19 protein-coding genes and 1 tRNA gene are annotated in these 21,981 nt (G+C 73.2%); 11 read left to right on the forward strand and 9 right to left on the reverse strand.

Translation table 11 applies throughout. The features are described 5' to 3' along the window. The first annotated feature begins 1,607 nt into the window (after positions 1–1,607). Complete coding sequence (locus AB0M28_RS19750) at positions 1,608–1,895, forward strand: hypothetical protein (protein ID WP_365406151.1); 288 nt, start codon at positions 1,608–1,610, stop codon at positions 1,893–1,895. 14 nt (positions 1,896–1,909) lie between these two features. Here the strand turns inward: AB0M28_RS19750 and AB0M28_RS19755 are convergent, their stop codons facing one another. From AB0M28_RS19755 to AB0M28_RS19765, 3 genes are all read right to left on the reverse strand, one after another. Beyond that, positions 1,910–2,458, reverse strand: a complete 549-nt coding sequence (locus AB0M28_RS19755; RefSeq protein WP_365406154.1) for an RDD family protein — start codon at positions 2,456–2,458, stop codon at positions 1,910–1,912. A gap of 69 nt (positions 2,459–2,527) precedes the next feature. Beyond that, the gene (locus AB0M28_RS19760) at positions 2,528–3,430 is read right to left on the reverse strand and encodes an RDD family protein (protein WP_365406157.1); all 903 of its coding nucleotides are present in this window, start codon (positions 3,428–3,430) and stop codon (positions 2,528–2,530) included. A gap of 118 nt (positions 3,431–3,548) precedes the next feature. Beyond that, positions 3,549–5,378: an RDD family protein gene (locus AB0M28_RS19765; protein WP_365406160.1), complete on the reverse strand. Its 1,830-nt coding sequence runs from the start codon at positions 5,376–5,378 to the stop codon at positions 3,549–3,551. A 251-nt stretch (positions 5,379–5,629) separates the two neighbouring features. Between AB0M28_RS19765 and AB0M28_RS19770 the strand changes: the two genes are divergently transcribed. Beyond that, entirely contained in the window at positions 5,630–6,115 is a 486-nt protein-coding gene (locus AB0M28_RS19770) for an SsgA family sporulation/cell division regulator (RefSeq protein WP_365406162.1), read from the forward strand. A gap of 12 nt (positions 6,116–6,127) precedes the next feature. On the opposite strand, the gene AB0M28_RS19775 is transcribed toward AB0M28_RS19770, so the two are convergent. Then, a complete protein-coding gene (locus AB0M28_RS19775) occupies positions 6,128–7,363 on the reverse strand; it encodes a twin-arginine translocation signal domain-containing protein (RefSeq protein WP_365406165.1) in 1,236 nt (411 codons plus the stop codon). Between the two features lie 77 nt (positions 7,364–7,440). After that, a complete protein-coding gene (locus AB0M28_RS19780) occupies positions 7,441–8,808 on the reverse strand; it encodes an FAD-linked oxidase C-terminal domain-containing protein (protein ID WP_365406168.1) in 1,368 nt (455 codons plus the stop codon). 191 nt (positions 8,809–8,999) lie between these two features. Between AB0M28_RS19780 and AB0M28_RS19785 the strand changes: the two genes are divergently transcribed. Next, positions 9,000–9,956, forward strand: a complete 957-nt coding sequence (locus AB0M28_RS19785; protein WP_365406171.1) for a 5'/3'-nucleotidase SurE — start codon at positions 9,000–9,002, stop codon at positions 9,954–9,956. A 56-nt stretch (positions 9,957–10,012) separates the two neighbouring features. Here AB0M28_RS19785 and AB0M28_RS19790 read toward each other — a convergent pair. Continuing rightward, positions 10,013–10,084, reverse strand: a tRNA-Cys gene (locus AB0M28_RS19790). Positions 10,085–10,251: 167 nt separating this feature from the next. Here AB0M28_RS19790 and AB0M28_RS19795 point away from each other — a divergent pair. The 7 genes from AB0M28_RS19795 to AB0M28_RS19825 all read left to right on the forward strand — a co-directional run bounded on the left by AB0M28_RS19795 (position 10,252) and on the right by AB0M28_RS19825 (position 18,200). Continuing rightward, a complete protein-coding gene (locus AB0M28_RS19795) occupies positions 10,252–11,715 on the forward strand; it encodes an MFS transporter (protein ID WP_365406174.1) in 1,464 nt (487 codons plus the stop codon). Positions 11,716–11,844: 129 nt separating this feature from the next. Further along, complete coding sequence (locus AB0M28_RS19800; protein ID WP_365406177.1) at positions 11,845–13,848, forward strand: PA14 domain-containing protein; 2,004 nt, start codon at positions 11,845–11,847, stop codon at positions 13,846–13,848. Between the two features lie 125 nt (positions 13,849–13,973). Beyond that, positions 13,974–14,171 carry an Arc family DNA-binding protein gene (locus AB0M28_RS19805; protein WP_365406240.1) on the forward strand — a complete coding sequence of 66 codons (198 nt, stop codon included), beginning with the start codon at positions 13,974–13,976 and terminating at the stop codon, positions 14,169–14,171. Between the two features lie 4 nt (positions 14,172–14,175). Then, positions 14,176–14,568: a type II toxin-antitoxin system death-on-curing family toxin gene (locus AB0M28_RS19810; RefSeq protein WP_365406180.1), complete on the forward strand. Its 393-nt coding sequence runs from the start codon at positions 14,176–14,178 to the stop codon at positions 14,566–14,568. A gap of 147 nt (positions 14,569–14,715) precedes the next feature. Beyond that, entirely contained in the window at positions 14,716–16,500 is a 1,785-nt protein-coding gene (locus AB0M28_RS19815) for a DEAD/DEAH box helicase (protein ID WP_365406183.1), read from the forward strand. Between the two features lie 218 nt (positions 16,501–16,718). After that, a complete protein-coding gene (locus AB0M28_RS19820) occupies positions 16,719–17,378 on the forward strand; it encodes a helix-turn-helix domain-containing protein (RefSeq protein ID WP_365406186.1) in 660 nt (219 codons plus the stop codon). A 42-nt stretch (positions 17,379–17,420) separates the two neighbouring features. Continuing rightward, the gene (locus AB0M28_RS19825; RefSeq protein WP_365406189.1) at positions 17,421–18,200 is read left to right on the forward strand and encodes a S16 family serine protease; all 780 of its coding nucleotides are present in this window, start codon (positions 17,421–17,423) and stop codon (positions 18,198–18,200) included. Positions 18,201–18,230: 30 nt separating this feature from the next. On the opposite strand, the gene AB0M28_RS19830 is transcribed toward AB0M28_RS19825, so the two are convergent. From AB0M28_RS19830 to AB0M28_RS19840, 3 genes are all read right to left on the reverse strand, one after another. Further along, positions 18,231–19,484, reverse strand: coding sequence for an MFS transporter (locus AB0M28_RS19830; RefSeq protein ID WP_365406192.1), 1,254 nt, complete (start codon positions 19,482–19,484; stop codon positions 18,231–18,233). Positions 19,485–19,504: 20 nt separating this feature from the next. Next, a complete protein-coding gene (locus tag AB0M28_RS19835; protein WP_365406195.1) occupies positions 19,505–20,089 on the reverse strand; it encodes a metalloregulator ArsR/SmtB family transcription factor in 585 nt (194 codons plus the stop codon). An 88-nt stretch (positions 20,090–20,177) separates the two neighbouring features. Further along, entirely contained in the window at positions 20,178–20,648 is a 471-nt protein-coding gene (locus AB0M28_RS19840) for an Lrp/AsnC family transcriptional regulator (protein ID WP_365406197.1), read from the reverse strand. A 141-nt stretch (positions 20,649–20,789) separates the two neighbouring features. Between AB0M28_RS19840 and hppD the strand changes: the two genes are divergently transcribed. Beyond that, a complete protein-coding gene (gene hppD / locus AB0M28_RS19845; RefSeq protein WP_365406200.1) occupies positions 20,790–21,935 on the forward strand; it encodes a 4-hydroxyphenylpyruvate dioxygenase in 1,146 nt (381 codons plus the stop codon). Positions 21,936–21,981 lie beyond the last annotated feature (46 nt).

A 21,981-nucleotide genomic window follows, 5' to 3' on the forward strand; every position in this document is an offset into this window, starting at 1 on the left:
TTGACGAGGAAATGACAGTCTTGACTTCGTGCAACGTGCAGGTATAACGCGTTCCGCTTCCGGGGTGGACTGCATGTCGCTTTGCCGACTCGACGCGGTGGCGGGTTCACGCCCTCCCCCGCCGGGGCGGTTTGGGGGCTCCCGCCCCCAACCCCCGGCGGGGAGGCCCGATACGAACGCCTTCGTCCGGAGCGAAACCCGCCCCGGGGCTCCGCCCCGAACCCCAGCCCGAAGCGAAGGGGGAACGCGTCCCTGGGCTCCGCCCTGAAGCCCAGACGGAACGCATCCCGGGCTCCACCCGGCAGCCCAGCCCGAACGCACCCCGGGACCCCACCCCGAAGCGCAGGGACAGCGCATCCCTGGGCTCCACCCTGAAGCCCAGACGGAACACATCCCGGACTCCACCCAGCCCAGCCCGAACGCACCCCGGAACTCCACCCCGAAGCGCAAGGGGCAGCGCATCCCTGGGCTCCGCCCAATAGCCCGGCCCGAACGCCCGCGGGGCTCCGCCCGAAGCCCGGCCCCAACGCCCCGGCCTGGGCGCCCCCTGGGGCTTCGCCCCGAAGGCCAGACGGAGCACATCCCCAGGCTCAACCTCGAAGCCTGGCCCGAACACCCCCTGGGGCTCCGCCCCGACACCCGGCTCGGGTACGCATCCTGGGGCTTCGCTCCGAGGCCCACACGGAGCGCATCTCCAGGCACCGCTCCAAAAGCCAGGCCCGAACACCCTCGGGCTCAGCCCCGAAGCTCAGCTCGAGCACCTCCCGGGGGCTTCGCCCCGAGGCCCCACGCAGCGCATCCCCAGGCACCGCCCCACAGCCAGGCCCGCCCCCCGGGCTCCATCCCAAAGCACCGGCCCCGACGCCTCCCCGGGCTCAGCCCCGAAGCCCAGTTCGGGCACCTCCCGGGGGCTTCGCCCCGAAGCCCACACGGAGCGCATCCCCAAGCCCCGCCCCAAAGCCAGGCCCGAACACCCCAGGGCTCAGCCCCGAAGCTCAGCTCGAGCACCTTCCGGGGGCTTCGCCCCCAGGCCCCACACAGCGCATCCCCAGGCACCGCCCCACAGCCAGGCCCGAACACCCCCGGGCTCCATCCCAAAGCACCGGCCCCGACCCCTCCCCGGGCTCAGCCTCGAAGCCCAGCTCGGGCACCTCCCGGGGGCTTCGCCCCGAAGCCCACACGGAGTACATCTCCAAGCCCCGCCCCAAAGCCAGGCCCGAACACCCCCGGGCTCAGCCCCAAAGCCAGGCCCGAACACCCCCGGGCTCAGCCCCGAAGTCCAGCTCGAGCACCTCCCGGGGCTTCGCCCCGAAGCCCACACGGAGCGCATCCTCAGGGTCCGCCCCGAAGTCCGGCTCCGATGCCTTCCCGGGGGGCCGCCCCGGAGTTCGGCGCGGGCGCGTGACGGAGCCCGGATGGGGGCGTCCGGGGGCCGGCCTCGGGGGGTGCATGCGGGGTCGGGGTGGGGGGTTGGGGGGGGTGGGGCGCTGAGGGTGCGCGCCTCTGCGCCCCTTGTGCCCCTCCTGGCGGGTTAGGGGAGGCTTACTGGCACAATGGGCGGGCATCCAAGCCCTGAGAGCGCCCGCCCCGTTACTAGGGAGCCCGCCATGCCGCGACCCACAGTCGCACAGCTTGTCTACGGCACCGCCACGGTCATCTGCTCAGCGGCCGCCATGCTGCTGCTGACACAGGCGCAGTCGCAGCTCGCGGTCTTCGCGATCTGTTTCACCGCACTCGCACTCGGCCTGCTCGTGGGCGTGACCGCACCGGCCCCGCGCCGCCGGCCGGCCCCGCAGCTGGACGCGGCGTCCGAACTCCTGCGCGTACCGCGGCAGTCCCCGCCCCCCGAGGCCGAGAAGGCCCGTGCGGTCGCCGGCCGTCGGGACGCGGCGTAACGCCGGAAGCGGTCTCAGGCCCGGACGACCACCGTCTGCGCCGCCTTGTCGTGCAGCGCCTGCCGGTACGGCCGGTCCCGCAGGAACCACAGCGAGTTGACGAGCCAGAACCCCTGGCCGACCAGAGCGATCCCCGGCGCGCCGCCCACCACGCCCGGCAGCGCGTACACCGCCGCCCGGGTCCAGCCCCGGCCGCCGGGGATGTCACCGTCCGCCAGCACCGCGACCCGGATCCCGGCGGCCATCTTGCCCAGCGTCTGACCGCGGCGCGCCAGCATCGCGCCCTCGTAGACGAAGTACGCGACGTACACCAGCCCGTACGCGAGCACCGCCTTCGCCGGGTCGACGGCACCCGCCTGGTCCATGAAGCCGCCGCCGTCCTCCTGCACGGCCAGCACGTCGCCGAACAGGCCGGTGGCTATCGCCGCGACGATCCACAGCACCAGGAGCAGCAGCGAGTCGATCAGCCGCGCGGCGAACCGCAGACCGCTGGGTGCGAGCGGCGCCATCTCGGCGAGGGCGGGCTGCGGTCGTACGGCGGGAGAGGGCTGGTCCAGACTCATACCGGTCATTGAACCACCGGGCCCGGGACGCCGTCCGTCCCGGGCCGGTGGTTCTCACGCCGGTGCCGGCTAAGCCCGGCGGGCCTCCACGACGACCGTCTTCGCCGCCTTGTCGTGGACACACTGGCGGTAGGGCCTGTCCCAGAGGCAGGACAGGACGTTGTAGAGCTGGAACAGCGTGCCGATGCAGGGGACCAGCGGCGGGAGGTGGAAGACCGCCGACCGGATCCAGCCGGGGTTGCCGGCCGGCACGGCGCCGTTCTCCAGCATCGCGACCCGGATGTGCATCACCTTCTTGCCCACGGTCTGACCGCTGCGGGTCAGCATCAGGCCCTCGTAGACGAAGTACGCCGCGATGCCGAGCAGGCTCCAGCCGTAGCCGCCGCCGAAGGATCCGTCGTCGATGTCCCCGAAGCCGCCGGTGATCGCGATCAGGATCGACAGCGGGACGTAGATGATGAGGTAGTCGATGATGCGGGCCACGACCCGCTTGCCCAGGTTCGCCAGCGGCGGCATGCCCGCCAGCCGCGGGTCCTGCGCCGGGGTGCCGTAGGCGGCGCCGTAGCCGCCGGGCGCCTCGCCGTAACCCGGGCCGCCCGGGCCGCCGGGGTAGGGAGGGGGCTGGTCGCCGTAGGGCGAACCGCCTTCCGGCTTGGAGAAGTCCGGGCCGGGGGTGCCACCCGCAGCGGAGTACGGCGAGCTGTCACCGGGGGGCGGGGTGGCGCCGCCGGACGGCGCGTCGTACGGGGAGCTCGGCGGTCGGGCGGCGGCGCCGGACTCGTACGGCGAGTCCGGCTGGGAGTAGGGGGAGCCGGGCGGGGGCGGCGGGGGTTCCTGGCCGCCGCCCGCGGCGTCGCCGGACGCGGGTGTGCCGTCCGGACCCTGCTGCGGGGGCTGGTCTGCGGGCACCTCGGTGCCGTCGGAGGGCAGTCCGTTCAGCGGCTTGTCGCCGTACCGGTCCTGGTCGCTCATACCCCGAGGGGATCCTGCCCGCGCTCTGTCCGCACCATGGGCGGGGCCATCCGGATGATCTCCGCCACCCGCGCTGCTCCGTCTGCTCCGTCCACCGCGTCCACGCCGTCCCGGCCGTCTACTCCGTCACGCATGTTCCGGACGCCCGGTCGTGCCAGCACTGCCGTCGCGGCTTGTCGTACAGCCCGCGCAGCAGGCCGAAGACGCCCACGAGCGCCAGACACGAGAGGTAGAGGACCAGCCACCGCTTCACCGCCGCGCCGATCGACGGCATCTGCTGCGGCCGGCGGGCGTCCCGGACCCGGATGCCGCACAGCTTCTTGCCCAGGGTCCGGCCCCAGGTGGCGGTGGGCAGCGCCTCGTAGAGCAGACCGAAGAGCAGCAGGACGACGAGGAAGAGCGCGAGATACGTGCCCGTGGTGCCGTCGAGCACCCAGACCTGGACCGTACGGCCGGACCGGCGGGCCTCCTCCACCTTCCGGTCGAGGTGCTCGGCCGCGCGGCCCGCGAGGGGCAGGGCCAGCGGCAGGGTGACCGTGGCGGTGACCAGTGCGTCGATCAGCCGGGCGGCCAGCCGGCTGCCCATCCCGGCGGGCGCGGCGGGGCGGTTACGCGCCGCCTTCGCCTGGCGCGGGGTGACCGTGCCGCGCCCCGTGGTCGCGGCGGTGGCGGGGAGGGGGGCCTGGGCGGAGGCGGGGGGCTCGGCACGCGGGTGGCGGGCGGGTGCGTCGCTCGCGTGGCGGGCGGGTGCCGGTGCCGCGGCGGCGGATGCCTCGGGTGCGTTGCGCGCCGGCTGCCGGGGCGCCGGGCGGGCGGGCGCCTGGTCCGCCGGCTGCGCGGGGGGCGAGGTGCGGGTGAGGGCCTGGTCGACCCGCGCCCAGGCCGGGGCGGGGGCGCGCGGTGCGGTCGCCGGAGGCGGTGCCGCCTCCGGGCGGGGCTGGGGGTGCTCGGGCGCGCGGGGGGACACCTCGGTGGCGGTCCGCACGACGGGCCGGCCCTGCGGGCGGTCGGCCGTGCGGTCGGTGCGGCGCAGGGTGCGTACGCCGGAGGGGACCTGTGCCGCCGGTGCCGGGCTGCCGGCGTCGTCCGGCCGGGATGCGGGACGGCCGTCCGCCGGGGGCGGCTCGGTGGCGGCCGGGTCGTTGCCCCAGGAGATCGGCGGGCGCTGCGGGGCCCGCGCCGCCTGCCACACCGGTGCGCCCGGCGCCGACGGCCGCTCGGCGGGCGCGGGTTCGTCCCCCGTACGCCGCGGGGGGTTCGCGTCCCACGCCTGGTCCGGCGGCCCGGCGGCCCGTTCCGGCGCCGGGGGCTCCGCGCCTCCCGCCGGTGTCGGGGGCTCGAGGGCCGCGTGTCGCCTGCCCGGCGGCAGTCCCGCCGCCGGCTGCGGGACTGAGCCCGCGCCGAGCTGCGGCGCGCGGCCTGCGTCCAGTTGGGGCGGCGGGCCCGAGCCCGCGTGGGGCGCAAGGCCCGAGCCCGCGTGTGGCGCAAGGCCCGAGCCCAGTTGAGGCGTCACGCCCGAGCCCTCCGGGCCGAGGACCGGCGGCTGCGCCCCGTATCCCCCTGCGGCGTCCGACCCTCCCGGCTGCGCCCCGTGTCCCCCCGCGGCGTCCGACCCTCCCGGCAGCGCCGCGTGCCCCCTCTCCGCCGGGATCTCCGTGTACCGCCGCTCCCCCGTCTGCATCTCGTCGAAGAACACCGGCCCCGTCTCCTCGGCCACCGGAGCCCGGCGCGCCGGAGTGGGCGGCGGGGGCGACGCGACCGACGGGGCCGGGCCGAACCCGTGGCCGGGCGGGGGCGGCGGTGCCGTGCCCTCCGCCGGCGCGGGCCGGCTCGTGCCGGGGACCCAGGCCGCACCGTTCCAGTACCGGATGTAGCCGGGGATCGAGGGGTCCGGGTAGTACCCGGGCCCGGGAATGCCGGAGCCGGTGGGAGGGGTCGGGGCGCTCATGCGGACCACATTAGCCATCAAATCGGGCCCGTACGGGCGGGCTTGACCGCCATCCCCCCGATGTGCTGACACCCTCGCGGACCGCCCCACCCGCACGGGTGAGATCCCGCGGACGCGGTGCCTCCGGGCCGTACCGCCGCCCCCCGCGGAAAATTCCCCCGCGAAGTCGCGTAAGAGTCCGCGCCACCGGCCCTCTCTCCCCACAGCGGCGTGTACTGCCGCCTGCCCGCAGCAGACAAGGAGAGGGGCCCATGCACACCGAGGTGGAACGCGATCTCGAACTGAAGCTGGTGCTGTCGCCGGAGCGCAGCATCGCCGTTCCGGCCCGGCTGACCTACCGGACGGCGGACCCGTACGCCGTCCACATCACCTTCCACGTGGGCTCGGCCGCCCCCGTGAACTGGACCTTCGCGCGCGAGTTGCTGGTGGAGGGCGTGTTCCGCGCGTGCGGGCACGGGGACGTGCGCATCTGGCCGACGAAGGTGGCCGGGCAGAACGTCGTCTGTCTTGCCCTCACCTCCCCCGACGGCGACGCCCTGCTGGAGGCGCCGTCGGGGATCCTGTCGATGTGGCTGGAGCGCACGATGCGTCTCGTACCGCCGGGCAGGGAGATCGACCAGCTGGGGATGGACGAGGCCCTGACGCGCCTCCTCACCCCGGCGGGCCGCGAGGCGTGTGACGACCTGTGGCTGTCGGACCCGTGGCCGTCGGACGAGTCGGGCGCGGACGGTGCGTGACCCGCGGGGCGCTCAGCCCGGCCGGCTCCACCCGGCCGGCACGGCGTACAGCACCTCGCGCAGTCCCGGCACGGCCAGCACCCCGTTCCGCCGCCCGTCCGCCACGGACGTCAGCAGCACCCGCCCGGGCACGCCGACCAGCAGTTCGTGCCCCCGCAGCGCGACGCCCGCGGCCGGCCCGGGCAGGGTCCAGCCGGCCGCGGGGGTCAGCCTGGCACGGGCGAGCCGGTGCATGCGGTCGCCCGCCGCCAGGCACAGCTCGTCGCCGACGACGACGGCGTACGACGGGTCCGGCGGGGTCTTCACCCGCCGGACGGTGGTGATCGTCAGCTGTGCGGTGTCGGCGGCGGCGACCGTGCCGCTGCCCGAGTCGAAGACGTACAGGGAGAGCCCGTCGGCGGAGAGCGCCAGACAGTGGCCGGACGCCTCCCCCCGGCCCATCTCCTCCGGCAGGTCCAGGCAGTACGCCCACCGCTCCCGGAGGTTCAGCACGTGCACGAAGGCGTGGACGCCGGGGGCGCTGTCGCGGGCCGCGACCAGGTCGCGGGTGTGGAGGTGGTCGGCCTGGTGGGTGTAGAGGGAGTACAGGACCGTCCGGTCGGGGGACAGCGCCGACTGCCGGTAGCGGCCGCGCATCCGCTCCTCGGCGGGTACGGGCGTCTTGTCCCGGGTGAGGAGAGGGGTCATCTCCCCGGCGGCCAGGTCCACCATCCGTACCCGGTAGCCGTCGTCCAGGTGGTCGAGTACGTACAGGGTCGTCCCGTCGTCGGAGAACGCCTCCGGCTCCACGGCGCCGGGCAGCGTCAGTCCGCGGGTGCCCTGCGGGGAGACGAGGGCGATCCGGGTCCGGGCCCGGCGGGTGCCCGCGGGGCCCAGCGCGACCAGCGGCAGCCCGGCCGCGGCGGCCCGGATCTCCCCCGCGGGGGCGGTGAGCCGGTGCAGGTCGCGGCCGGTCGCGGTCTCGGTGATACGGAGGTGTCCGGAGCCGTCGCGCCAGTGCAGGCGCTGCCGGCCGGGGTCGGGGACCGCTCCGGGGAAGGACGCGCGGGTCCGGCCGTCGGCGAGGGAGACGGCGGTGAGTGTGTCGCCGATCCGGGCGTAGAGGGTGCCGGAACGCAGGTGCGTCCCGGCGCCGGGCGGGCGGGGCGGGGAGCCGCCGGCCGGGGGTTCGTCACTGCAGGCGGTGAACGCGGCCGCGGCACCCAAGGCCGCGGCTCCGGCGAGGACTTGGCGTCGGGTGGGTGTCATGCCCCGGGTACACCGTGCCGGGGCCCGGGGTTCCGCGTGCCGGACCGGATTCGCCGAACCGGCTTCGCCACATTCCGTCAGAACACCTTCCCCGGGTTCAGCAGCCCCAGCGGGTCGAACACCTCGCGTACCTTGCGCTGCAGCTCCAGCCCCACCGGGCCCAGCTCCCGGGCCAGCCACTCCTTCTTCAGCACGCCCACGCCGTGCTCGCCCGTGATGGTGCCGCCCAGTTCCAGGCCGAGGGCCATGATCTCGTCGAAGGAGGCGCGGGCGCGGGCCGCCTCGTCCTCGTCGGCGGCGTCGAAGCAGACGGTCGGGTGGGTGTTGCCGTCGCCGGCGTGGGCGCAGACGCCGATGGTGAGGTCGTGCCGGGCGGCGATGGCGGCGACGCCGTCCAGCAGCTCGGCCAGCCGGGAGCGGGGCACGCAGACGTCGTCGATCATCGTGGTGCCCTTGACTTTCTCCAGCGCTACCAGCGCGGCCCGCCGCCCGGCGAGCAGCAGCTCGGACTCGGCGGCGTCGTCGGCCGGGACGACGGACGTGGCGCCGGCGGCGGTGCACAGCTCGCCCAGCGCGGCGAGGTCGGCGGCCGGATCCGGGGTGTCGAAGGCGGCCAGCAGCAGCGCCCCGGTGGACTCGGGCAGGCCCATGGCGGTCATGGCGTTGACGGCCTTCAGCGTCGTGGCGTCCATCAGCTCCAGCAGGGACGGCGCGTGGCCGCCGGCCATGATCGCGCACACCGCGTCGCACGCGGCGGCGGCCGAGGGGAACTCCGCGGCCAGGGCGAGGGCCTGCGGGGGTTCGGGCTTGAGGGCGAGGACGGCCCGTACGACGATGCCGAGGGTGCCCTCGGCGCCGACGAACAGGCGCGTGAGGTCGTAGCCGGCGACGCCCTTGGCGGTGCGGCGGCCGGTGGTCAGCAGCCGGCCGTCGGCGAGGACGACGTCGAGGCCCAGGACGTATTCGGCGGTCACCCCGTACTTCACACAGCACAGACCGCCGGAGCCGGTGCCGATGTTGCCGCCGATGGTGCACATCTCCCAGCTGGAGGGGTCCGGCGGGTAGTACAGGCCCCGTTCGGCGACCTTGCGGGAGAGGTCGGCGTTGATCACGCCGGGTTCGACGACGGCGTAGCGGTCGACGGGGTTGATCTCCAGGATGCGGTCCATCTTGACCAGGGACAGCACGATGCAGCCGTCGGAGGCGTTGGCGGCGCCGGACAGCCCGGACCGGGCGCCCTGCGGCACGACCGGCACCCGGCGGGCGGTGGCCGTGCGCATCACGTGCTGGACCTGCTCCACCGTGCGCGGCAGTACGACGGCGAGCGGCGCTCCCGCGGGGCAGAAGCTGGCCATGTCGTTGGCGTAGGCGGCGGTCACCTGGGGGTCGGTGAGGACGGCGGACTCGGGGAGCCCTTCGCGCAGCGCCGCAATCGGATCACCCATACCCCCAGTGAACCGCCATCCGGCGATCACCGGAAGGCCCCTCTCCGGCCGGCCCTGCGCCACCGGGCGCCCGGGGCCGCCGTCACGCGCGGCCGGCGCCCCGGAAAGTCGCGGGTGCGCGCGCCTTCAACTGACGAGCCGTCAGGTCTACCGTTCCCTCACTTCGAGCCATCCGCCCGGGAGGGGTGCACATGAAGCACAGCGGCACCGGCACGATGCGCAGACTCACCGCGGGGGCGGCGGCCGTCGCCGCCGCGGCGGCCCTGCTCACCGCCTCGAACCAGGCCACCGCGGTCCCGTCGGCCGGCATCGACCGGCCCCTGCGGATCCTGGTCAGCAACGACGACGGCTACCGCCACCCCTTCATCCGCGCGCTGAAGGGGGCGCTGGCGGGGTCTGGCCACCAGGTGGTCATCGTCGCCCCGGCGGACGACCAGTCCGGCAGGGGTACGGGCATGAACTTCACGCAGGGGGCGGGCATCAGGGCCGCCGAGGAGGAGCCCGGCGTGTGGTCGGTCACCGGCTCCCCGGGCGACGCGGTGTCGTTCGGCGTACGGCACGTCTTCCGGGACGCGCCGCCGGACCTGGTGGTCTCCGGGGTGAACGCCGGCCAGAACATCGGGGTCCTGGCCAACCACTCGGGCACGGTCGGCGCCACGGTCACCGCGAACGACCTCGGCGTCCCGGCGATCGCCGTGTCCGCCGGCTTCGACCTCACCGACCCGCGCAACCCGTTCCCGTCCCTCGCGCAGGCGGCTGCCTTCACCGCCCGTACCGTCGACCGGCTGGCGCGGACGGCACCGGCCGGCGAACTCCTCCCGCCGGGCACGGCCCTGAACATCAACTACCCGGCGCACGTCACCGGCGGCGTCGCGTTCACCAACGTCGGCGAGGCCGCCGCCTTCACGGCGGACTACGTCCCCGACCCGGCGACCTGCGCCACGTGCTACAAGCTGGCGCTCTCCGCTCCCCCAGCCACCCCCGAACCGGTCGGCAACGCGGACACCACGGCGCTCGCGTCCGGCCAGGTCAGCGTCTCGCTGCTGACCGGCGACTGGGGCGCGGCCGGCTGGGCCGCGGGCCGGGGCGGCCCGACCCCGGCGGAGGTCCGCCTGACGAGGCTGCGGTTGACGGGGCTGACGCCGTAAGCCCCAGGCCGTGGACAACTGCGGGGGCGGCCGGAGAACCGGCCGCCCCCGCATCGAGGCCGCGACGGGATTCGAACCCGTGTGCCCGGATTTGCAATCCGGTCCCTCAGCCTCTCGGGCACGCGGCCAACGCCTTCCCCAAGACCATCGCGCGCACCGCGGACGCGGGTCAACGGATGCCACAGCCCCGCAATGAGCTGTTCACAGTCGCCCGCCGGTCCTAGGACCCACGGACGACCGGATCCCCGCCCAAATACAGGGGTCAAACTCGGTTACGCCCCTTACTCTGTCCCTCATGACCGACATAGCCGCCGATCAGAGCGCTGCCACCGATGCCACCGGGGCGCTGCCTCCCGAGACCGGGATACTCGGGCGCCCCCACCGGGCGCTGACCCTGGGCATCGTGACCGTGGTGCTGCTCATCGCCTTCGAGGCGACGGCGGTCGGGACCGCGATGCCCGCGGCGGCGAAGGCGCTGGACGGGGTGGCGCTGTACGCGTTCGCCTTCTCCGCGTACTTCACCACCGCGCTGCTGGCGATGGTCGTGTCCGGGCAGTGGTGCGACCGGGCGGGGCCGCTGCGGCCGCTGGCCGCCGGTATCGCCTGCTTCGTGGCCGGGCTGCTGATCTCGGGCACCGCTACCGAGATGTGGGTGTTCATCATCGGACGGGCCGTGCAGGGCTTCGGCGGCGGGCTGGACATCGTGGCGCTGTACGTCGTGGTCAGCCGGGCGTACCCGGAGCGGCTGCGGCCCGCGGTCCTGGCGGCGTTCGCCGCGTCCTGGGTCGTGCCGTCCGTCGTCGGCCCGCTGGCCGCCGGCTCGGTGACCGAACACCTCGGCTGGCGCTGGGTCTTCCTCGGCATCCCGCCGCTGGTGGTGCTGCCCCTGATGGTCGCCCTCCCCGCGATCCGGCGTACGGCCGACGGGCCGGTCGACCCCGGCGCCGTGCCCGCGGCGGACGGGCGCCGGATCCGGCTCGCGTTCGGCATCGCGGCGGGCGCGGGCCTGCTGCAGTACGCCGGGCAGGACGTGCGGTGGCTGTCGCTGGCGCCCGCGCTGCTCGGCGTCGCGCTGCTGATCCCCGCCGTACGGGGACTCCTCCCCCGCGGTACGTACCTGGCGGCGCGCGGCCTGCCCACGGTGATCCTGATGCGGGGCATCGCGGCCGGGTCGTTCATCGCGGCGGAGTCCTTCATCCCGTTGATGCTCGTCACCCAGCGGGGGCTGTCGGTGACGGCGGCCGGGATGTCGATGGCCGTCGGTGGCGCGGCGTGGGCGTTCGGCTCGTGGGTGCAGGCGCGGCCCCGGCTGGAGCGGCACCGCGAGCGGCTGGTGCGCCTGGGCATGTGCCTGACGGCGGCGGCGATCGCGTCGGCGCCCCTGGCGCTCGTCTCCGCCGTTCCCCCGCTGCCCCTCATCGCCGGGGCCTGGCTCTTCGGCTGCTTCGGCATGGGGCTGGTGATCTCGGCGACGAGCGTGCTGCTGCTGAAGCTCTCCGCGCCGGAGGAGGCGGGGTCCAACTCCGCCGCCCTGCAGCTCTCCGACAGCCTGTCGAACGTCGTGCTGCTCGCCGTGGCCGGCGTGGTCTTCGCGGCGCTCGGCGGCGCCTCGGTGGGCCACGGGCCGCTCACCGCCGCGTCGGACGCGGGACACCCGTGGGCGTTCGCGGCGGTGTTCCTGCCGATGGCGGGCGTGGCGCTGGTGGGGGCGGCGGTCGCGGGGCGGCTGCGGCCCCGGGAGCCGCAGAGCGCGGTGTGATCGCGTACCGCGGGTGGTCCCGTACCGCCGGTGTGATCCCGTACGGCGGGGTGATCCCGTACAACCAAACGCCCACCTCGATGGTCAACTCCGCGCCTAGATGATCAGGCTCGAAAGGAACACTCCTCAGTGAGACCCCATCACCGGCTGAGCGCTGTCGGCGCGGCCGGCGTCGTCTGTGCGGTGGCCGGCACCATGCTCGCCACCACCCCGGCCGCCGCGGCCGTCACCTGCGCCTCCCCCACGTGGAAGGCGCAGTTCTTCGGGAACACCACGTTCAGCGGCACGCCGAAGCTGACCACCTGCGACAGCGCGATCAGCGAGACCTACGGGACCGGCGACCCGGCGGGCGTCAGCCTGCCCCGGGACAACTTCTCGGTCCGCTGGAACCTGACCCGCGACTTCGGCTCCGGCGGCCCGTTCCGCTTCTACGCCGCGTCGCAGGACGGGATCCGCGTCTACGTCGACGGCTACAAGAAGATCGACATGTGGCGGAACGTGTCGAGCACCCAGTCCAAGACGCTCAACCTCACCATGCCCGCCGGCAAGCACACCCTCCGCGTCGACTTCGTCGCCTGGACCGGGTCCGCGAACGTGAAGTTCGCCTACGCGCCCCGGACCACCTCGGACGTCGACAAGGTCAAGCCGTTCGCCCCCGCCTCCGTGACCGCCCGGATGGACCGCGCCACCGCCAAGGCGGTGATCGCCTGGGCCGCGAACAAGGAGATGGACCTCGCCGGCTACAAGATCTACCGGCGCGAGGCGGGCACCTCGGTCTACGCCTACATGGGCCGGACGACCGGGACCACGTTCAGCGATCTGCCGACGGTCCCGGGCCGCACCTACTACTACGAGGTGCGCGCCTACGACCTGGCGGGCAACGTCTCCACGGGCAGCACCGACGTACCGGTCGTCAGGCCCGTCATGACCGTGCCCGCCGACATGACCGGGCAGGGCCTGGACACCGGCAACAAGCTGACCTGGACCGCGGTGCCGGGTGCGCTGAAGTACTCCGTCGAGCGGCGCGAGCTGAACGGCGGCATCACCTTCCTCACCACCGTGACCGGCACCACCTGGACAGACACCGCCGCCCCGCGCAGCGAGGAGCAGTGGTACCTGGTGCGGGCGATGGACGGCGGCGGCCAGTACTCCGAGTACGCCGGCGCGCGGGTGATCCGCCCGGTCGCCGCGCCGAAGGACGTCACGGCCACCGCGGCCGCCGACCGGGCGGTGGTGTCCTGGACGGCGGACCCGGCCACGGACGGCAAGTACTTCGACTTCCACGTCTACCGCTCCACGACGCTGCCGGTGGACCTGTCCGCCGAGCCGGTGCTGTGCGACTGGAAGGGGAGCTACCTCCCCGACGGCCGCGTCCGGTACACCTGCACGGACACGGCGACGGGGCCGCTGACGACGTACCACTACGTGGTCCGCGGTTACGACAACGGCGGCCGGATGTCCGTGCCCTCCGCCACGGCGACCGTCACGACGGGCGAGATCGTCCGTGACGTGACCCCGCCGGCGGCGGTCAAGGGCGTGACGGCCACGGCGACCGAGTACGGCGTCGAACTGGACTGGGACGCGAACACCGAGGCGGACCTGGCGAAGTACGCGGTGTACGTCGGCGAGGTGCTGCGCAGCGACGGCGAGACGGTGTGCAAGGGCTACGAGTACGCCCGCCTGAACACGTCCGCCACCGGCTACCTGCACACCGTGAAGCCGGACGGCGGTGAGCACTGCTACTGGATCGACGCGATCGACACCAGCGGCAACTCCAGCTACGTCAAGACGGGGACGGCGGACATCAGGTTCGTCACCATGCCGGACCTGACGCCGACGGTGGCGACGCCTCCCGGCTCCCCGGTCTACGTCTCCACGTCGACCGGCTCCGAGGGCGTGGAGCTGGCCTGGGGCGCGGTCGAGAACGCCACGGGCTACCACGTCTACCGCTGGGACCGCGAGGCCGGGCGGTACGTCCGCCTGACGGTCGACGCCCCGCGCGCGTTCACCTGGTACACGGACACGGCGGCGCCGTCCGGCACCACGCACTACTACTGGGTGACGGCGGTCCTTGCGGACGGCACGGAGACCGCGCCGGGCGCGGCGTGGATCGCGGTGAAGCCGTCGGCCTGACGGCAGCACGGCAACGGGGCGGAGATCCGGTTCGGGTCCCCGCCCCGTTGGCGTCGAGTTATCCACAGGCGATGCCGAAACCGGTACCACCGCGGTACTTTCAGAGATACCATTCCGGTATGGCTATGAATCTGAGGCTGCCCGAGGAGCTCCAGGAGTCACTCAAGCAGCGCGCCGAGGCGGAGGGGCGGAGCATGCACGCGATAGTGATCCAGGCGATCGAGCGGTATCTGACCGAGGAGGCGGACCGGGAGACCGTCCGCAAGCTGGGGGCCAAGTACGCGGGCAAGCACGCGGACCTGCTCCGGAGGCTGGGGGAGTAACCACGTGAAGTACCTGACGGCCCGGGAGGCCCTGGAACTGGCCGAGTTCGCCTGCCAGGGGCAGCGGGTGACCGTGCGGGACCTGGGGCTGCTCGGCTCCGCACTGCACCGCCCGCAGCAGTACACGTTCGGCATCGAGGCATACCCGGACCTCTTCGAGAAGGCGGCGGCACTGCTGCAGTCACTGACCGCCAACCACCCGCTGCTCGACGGGAACAAGCGCACCGCGTGGATGTGCACCGTGGTGTTCCTCGACTTCAACGGGGTGGACATGGCCGATGTCGACCAGGACGCCGCCTACGACCTCGTCATAGCCATCGCATCCGGTAAGACCGAGGACGTGACGGTGATCGCCGCGCGGCTGCGTGCCCTGCACAAGGGCGCCGACTCGATGTGACCTGGATCCCACTCGCGGGCGACCCCGCGGCGTAAACAGGGGTTGCCGGGGTGCCCCCCGGTAGGCTGACGCGGTTGCCGCGACAGCGCCGGTCCCCCGGCCCGCGGCCGACGACCGCAGCCCGCCGCCGACCGCACCCCGGAGACCGTGAGTACCACCACGTCGCACCACCTGTCCCCGGCCTTCCCCGGCCGCGCCCCCTGGGGTACGGCGGGCAAGCTCCGCGCCTGGCAGCAGGGGGCGATGGACGCGTATCTGGCCAAGCAGCCGCGGGACTTCCTCGCCGTGGCGACGCCCGGCGCCGGCAAGACGACCTTCGCGCTCACGCTCGCGTCGTGGCTGCTGCACCACCACGTCGTACAGCAGGTGACCGTCGTGGCGCCCACCGAGCATCTGAAGAAGCAGTGGGCGGAGGCGGCCGCGCGGATAGGGATCCGGCTGGATCCCGAGTACAGCGCCGGCCCGGTGAGCAAGGACTACCACGGCGTCGCCGTGACGTACGCCGGCGTCGGCGTGCGCCCGATGCTGCACCGCAACCGGTGCGAGCAGCGCAAGACCCTCGTCATCCTCGACGAGATCCACCACGCCGGCGACTCCCGCTCCTGGGGCGAGGCGTGCCTGGAGGCGTTCGAGCCGGCGACGCGGCGGCTCGCGCTGACCGGTACGCCGTTCCGGTCGGACACCAACCCGATCCCCTTCGTGGCGTACGAGGAGGACCGCGAGGGCATCCGGCGGTCCTCGGCCGACTACACCTACGGCTACGGGCACGCCCTCGCCGACCATGTCGTGCGCCCGGTGATCTTCCTGTCGTACAGCGGCAACATGCGCTGGCGCACCAAGGCCGGCGACGAGATCGAGGCGAAGCTCGGCGAGCCGATGACCAAGGACGCCATCGCCCAGGCGTGGCGTACCGCCCTGGACCCCCGCGGCGACTGGATGCCGAGCGTGCTGCGCGCCGCGGACCGGCGGCTGTCCGAGGTCCGCAAGGCCATCCCGGACGCGGGCGCGCTCGTCATCGCCTCCGACCAGGACTCCGCCCGCGCGTACGCCAAGCTGATCCGGGAGATAACGGGCAGCAAGGCCACCGTGGTCCTCTCCGACGACTCCGGCGCCTCGGACCGGATCGACGAGTTCCGGCAGGACGAGAGCCGCTGGATGGTCGCCGTCCGCATGGTGTCGGAGGGCGTCGACGTGCCGCGTCTGGCGGTCGGCGTGTACGCCACGACCATCTCGACGCCGTTGTTCTTCGCCCAGGCCGTCGGCCGCTTCGTACGGTCCCGGCGCCGCGGCGAGACCGCGTCCGTGTTCCTGCCGACCATCCCCAACCTGCTGACCTTCGCCCACGAGATGGAGGTCGAGCGCGACCACGCCCTCGACAAGCCGAAGAAGGACGGCGAGGAGGATCCGTACGCCGAGTCCGAGAAGGAGCTGGCGGAGGCGGAGAAGCAGCAGGACGAGGACACCGGCGAGCAGGACATGCTGCCGTTCGAGGCGCTGGAGTCCGACGCCGTCTTCGACCGGGTCGTCTACGAGGGCGCCGAGTTCGGCATGCAGGCCCACCCGGGCAGCGAGGAGGAGCAGGACTACCTCGGCATCCCGGGCCTGCTGGAGCCGGACCAGGTGCAGTTGCTGCTGCAGAAGCGCCAGCAGCGCCAGATCGCCCACAGCAAGAAGAAGCCGGCCGAGGAGGCCGATCTGCTGGAGCTGCCGGCCGACCGGCGGCCGGTGGTCACGCACAAGGAGCTGCTGGAGCTGCGCAAGCAGCTCAACTCGCTGGTCGGGGCGTACGTCCACCAGACCGGCAAACCGCACGGGGTGATCCACACCGAGCTGCGCCGGGCCTGCGGCGGCCCGCCGAGCGCCGAGGCGACCGCGGGACAGATCCGGCAGCGCATCGCAAAGGTTCAGGAATGGGCCACCCGGATGCGGTGATCCGGCCGGATCGGCGCCCGGATTCTGGACGAGGTCTTCCGCTGAGCGGTGCGGATCGCTAGGTTTCCCGTCACGAAGCGTCCGTGAGTGACCTCACGGACGCTTCGCGGAAATCGAACGCGCCGCGGCAGCGCCGCCGCGGAGCGCGCCGGTGCCCTGCGACCGGCGGCGTCACCTCCGGGACCCCGGGAACAGCCGCCACACCCCGAGGAGGCGGCGTGACCGCAGAGACCTCCCAGACTCTCGACAGAGGTCTGCGTGTACTGAAGCTGCTGGCCGACACCGACCACGGGCTGACCGTCACCGAGCTCGCCAACAAGCTCGGCGTCAACCGCACCGTGGTCTACCGGCTGCTGGCCACGCTCGAACAGCATGCCCTGGTACGCCGTGATCTGGGCGGCCGCGCCCGCGTCGGGCTCGGCGTGCTGCGGCTGGGCCGCCAGGTGCACCCGCTGGTCCGCGAGGCGGCCCTGCCGACCCTGCGCGCGCTGGCCGAGGACGTGGGCGCCACCGCCCATCTGACCCTGGTCGACGGCAGCGAGGCCCTCGCGGTCGCCGTGGTGGAGCCCAGCTGGACGGACTACCACGTGGCCTACCGCCCCGGTTTCCGGCACTCGCTGGACCAGGGCGCCGCGGGCCGCGCGATCCTCAAGGGCCGCAGCCTGGGCGCGGCGGCCTCGCTGGAGGACGCCGAGGCGGCGTACGCCTTCACGCACGGCGAGCTGGAGGCCGGCGCGAGCGGCGCGGCGGCGCCGCTGCTGGGCGTGACGGGCATCGAGGGGAGCGTCGGGGTGGTCATGCTCTCGGACACCATCCCCGAGCAGGTCGGTACGCGCGTGGTGGACGCGGCGCGCGAGGTGGCGCGGGCGCTGCGCTGAGGGGGGTCCGCCCGGGCTGCTCCGCGCTTGTAGATTGACCCCGTGCGCACTCCCCGGCTCTCCCGCCCCCTGTTCCTCGCGCTCTGCGCGCTGCCGCTGCTGGCCCTGCTGGTGGCGGCCGTGTTCGCGCCGCTGCCGTTCTCGATCGCCATGCCGGGGACGACGGTGAACGTGCTGGGCGAGGACCGGGGCAAGCCCGTGATCACCGTCACCGGCGCGGAGACGTACCCCACCACCGGCCAGCTGCGGATGACGACCATCAGCGCGACCTCGCCCGACACCACGGTGCGGCTGGGCGACGTGCTCACCGGCTGGTTCGCCGCCGACGAGGCGGTGATGCCGCGCGACTCGGTCTACCCGGTCGGCGACACGGTGCAGGAGGTGCGCGAGCACAACGCCGAGACGATGAAGGAGTCCCAGGACGACGCCACCACGGCCGCCCTCAGGCAGCTGGACCTGGACCCGGACCAGGTGAAGGTCCAGCTGCGGCTGGCGGACGTCGGCGGGCCCAGCGCCGGCCTGCTGTTCTCGCTCGGCATCGTCGACAAGCTGACCCGGGACGACGTCACGGGCGGCGAGGTCATCGCCGGTACGGGCACGATCACCGGTACGGGCAAGGTCGGCGCGGTGGGCGGCGTCCCGCTGAAGACGCAGGCGGCCGAGCGGGACGGGGCGACGGTGTTCCTCGTACCGAAGGCGGAGTGCGCGGAGGCGGAGGCCGAACTGCCGGACGGGCTGCGGCTGGTGCCGGTGACGACGCTGGACGGCGCGCTGGACGCGCTTCAGGCGCTGAAGTCGGGCGGGCGCGTCCCCAGCTGCTGAGCGGGCCTCACGCCGGCTGCTGGGCGGGCCTCACGCCGCGAGGACCTCTTCCTTCGCCGGCACCGGGTCGTCCATCCGCCGCCACACCGGGAAGACGAGCGGGCACAGCGTGACGGCGAGGTAGATGCCGCCGAGGGTCCACAGCGCGGCCGTCACGCCCGCGGCGTCCGCGAGCAGACCCGCGCTGAGCACGCCGAGCGGGATCACCGACATCACCCCGGCCGTGGTCACGCTCTGCACCCGGCTGCGCAGCTCCTCGGGGACGAGGTCGAAGATGATCGGGCCGAGCAGCGGGTTCAGCACGCCGGCCGCGAACCCCGCGACGGCGGTCACCACGAGCAGCGGCGGCAGCTCCGGCACCAGCGCGGCGACGAGCATCCGCGGGCCGCCGCAGATCAGGAACGCGGCGGTGTAGACCAGCCAGCGGGGGAAGCGGGTCGCGAACCGCCCGTACAGCAGCGCCCCGGCCAGCGCGGCGGCGCCGGTGACGCCCGAGACGAGGCCGATGTCGACCGATCCGCCGAGGTCGCGCTCGGCGTGCAGCGGGAGCAGGACCGACATCCAGGAGCTGTTGAGGGAGTTGGTCAGCATCACCATCAGCACGATGGCCAGCAGCAGCCGGGTACGGCGCAGGAAGGCGAAGCCCTCGCGCAGTTCGGACCCGTACACCTTCAGATCGATGCGCGGCGCGTCCTTCAGCGGCTCGGCGGCCGGCATACCGCGCAGGCCCCCGGCGATCAGCGCCGCCGAGACGAGGAACGACGCCGCGTCCGCCGCCAGCACCGCCGCCGGGCTGAACACGGCGATCATCAGGCCGGCCAGCGGGGCGCCGAGCAGCCGGGCGAGCTGGCGGGCGCTCTCGAAGTAGCTGGTGACCTTGGGCAGCGGGACGTCCGCGCGCTTCGCGAGATGCGGGATGAGCACGCTGCGGGCCGTGTCGCCGGGCGCTGCGCTGATGCCGAGGACGGCGACCAGGACGCACAGCATCCAGAAGTGCAGCACGCCCAGGGTGTGCAGCAGCGGGATCAGGCCCACGGCCGCCGCGGCGGCGATGTCCGCGCCGATGGAGACCCGGCGCCGGCCGAGCCGGTCGATCATCGGCCCGCCGAACAGCGCGGCGAACACCAGCGGCACGCCCTCGCAGAAGGCCACGAGGCCCATCCGGCTCGGGCTGCCGGTGGTGGCGAGCACGAACAGCGGCACCGCGACCAGGCTGAACGAACTGCCCGTCACGGATATGACGTTGGCGGTGAGCACGCTCACCAGCGGACGGCGGTCTGCCATCTCGGTCCCCCCTCGGGACGTCATTCGGTTTCCAGCGGGAAGCCGTGCACGTGGATACGGACCTTGCGGGCGTGCTCGGCGTCGTCGGGGACGCGGTCCTCGTAGGAGCGGATCACCTCGTAGATCCGCTGGTAGAGCTCGTAGGCCAGGTCCGGGGTGAGGGTGACCTTGAAGTCGCTGAGCGTGGAGCGGTTGCGCCACTCCGGCGGCCAGTCGCGGATGCCGGCCAGGGCGGTGTTCACCTCCAGGGCGTGCTCGGCGGCGAGCGTGCGCAGCCAGGCGTCGAGGGCGTCGCGGACCTCGGCGTCGGGGTGGTTGCGGAACTCCTCGCTGTTCTCGATCCGCACCCCGTGGTGGGCCGGCCGCCACCACCGCTCACGCCCCTTGCCGTGCTCGGGGGCGTCCTCGATCAGACCGGCCTCGGCGAGCTGGCGAAGGTGGTAGCTGGTGGCCCCGCTCGACTCGCCGAGGCGCTCGGCGAGCTGGGAGGCGGTGGCGGGCCCGTACTGGCGCAGGGCGTTGAGCAGGCGGACCCGCAAGGGGTGCGCGAGGGCGCGGAGGGACTTCGCGTCGAGGTCGTGGAGCCTCTTGTCGGATGGCGGCATGGGAGTACCGTACGACTTGCAAAGAGTCTTTGCATAGAGGTTTTGCAAAAGAGTTTTGCAAGTGCCGCTCCGCCAGGGAGCCCGGCAACTACTCCAGCCGCGCCGCCTGTTGTACGAGCGGGACGATCCGCAGCGGGACGGGGTTCTCCATCACGATCGCCGTGGACGCCCGGACGATGCCGTCGAACCCCACGACCCGGTCGATCACCCGCTGGAGGTCGGCGTTCGACCGGGCCACGATCCGGGCCAGCATGTCCCCGTGCCCGGTGATCGTGTGCAGCTCCAGCACCTCGGGCACGGTGGCCAGATGCGCCCGTACGTCGGCGCCCAGGCCCTGGCTGATCTCCAGCGTGGCGAAGGCGGTCACGGGGTAGCCGAGGGCCGCCGGGTCGACGTCGGGGCCGAAGCCGCGGATGACGCCGTTCGACTGCAGACGGTCCAGGCGCGCCTGCACGGTGCCGCGGGCGACGCCCAGCCGGCGGGACGCCTCCATGACCCCGATCCGGGGTTCGGTGGCGAGGAGGGTGAGGAGGCGGCCGTCGAGGGCGTCGATGGACATAGGTGCCCTTTCGTGTCGTACGGTGTGACGAGGTGCACACACTGTACAGATCATCAGCCGTTGCCCTGTGCCTGCTGTACAGACTGCCCACCGATTCAGGGAAGTGTTGCGCACCCTGTGGATCAGAGAGACGCTTCGGCTATGACTGAGACCCTTGATCACGCCACCATGACCCCCCGGCAGGACGACCCCTTCCCGGTGAAGGGCATGGACGCCGTGGTGTTCGCGGTCGGCAACGCGAAGCAGGCCGCGCACTACTACTCCACCGCCTTCGGCATGAAGCTCGTCGCCTACTCCGGACCGGAGAACGGCAGCCGCGAGACCGCCTCGTACGTCCTCGTCAACGGCTCCGCCCGGTTCGTCTTCACGTCGGTCATCAAGGCCGCCACCGACCACGGCCGGTGGCTGGAGAAGCATGTCGCGGAGCACGGCGACGGCGTCGTCGACCTCGCGATCGAGGTCCCCGACGCGCGCGCCGCGTACGCGCACGCCGTGGCGATGGGCGCGAAGGGGCTCGAGGAGCCGTACGAGCTGAAGGACGAGCACGGCACGGTGGTGCTCGCCGCGATCGCGACGTACGGCGAGACGCGGCACACGCTGGTCGAGCGCAAGGGCTACGACGGCGTGTACCTGCCGGGCTTCGTCGCCGCGGACCCGGTCGTCGAGCCGCTCGCCAAGCGGACCTTCCAGGCCATCGACCACTGCGTCGGCAACGTCGAGCTCGGCATGATGAACGAGTGGGTGGCCTTCTACAACAAGGTCATGGGCTTCACGAACATGAAGGAGTTCGTCGGCGACGACATCGCCACCGAGTACTCCGCGCTCATGTCGAAGGTCGTGGCCGACGGCACGCTGAAGGTCAAGTTCCCGATCAACGAGCCGGCGATCGCGAAGAAGAAGTCGCAGATCGACGAGTACCTCGAGTTCTACGGCGGCCCCGGCGTCCAGCACATCGCGCTCGCCACGAACGACATCGTCAACACGGTCCGCACGATGCGGGCGGCGGGTGTGCGGTTCCTCGACGTCCCGGACTCGTACTACGACACGCTCGGCGAGTGGGTCGGCGACACGCGCGTGCCGATCGACGAGCTGCGCGAGCTGAAGATCCTCGCCGACCGCGACGAGGACGGCTATCTGCTGCAGATCTTCACCAAGCCGGTGCAGGACCGTCCGACGGTCTTCTTCGAGATCATCGAGCGCCACGGCTCGATGGGCTTCGGCAAGGGCAACTTCAAGGCCCTGTTCGAGGCGATCGAGCGCGAACAGGAGCGCCGCGGCAACCTGTAACCCACAGTCCGGCCTCTGCGGAGGGGCCCATCACACCGCGTCGGTC

It is taken from the genome of Streptomyces sp. NPDC051940 (assembly GCF_040680895.1).
GTDB lineage: Bacteria > Actinomycetota > Actinomycetes > Streptomycetales > Streptomycetaceae > Streptomyces.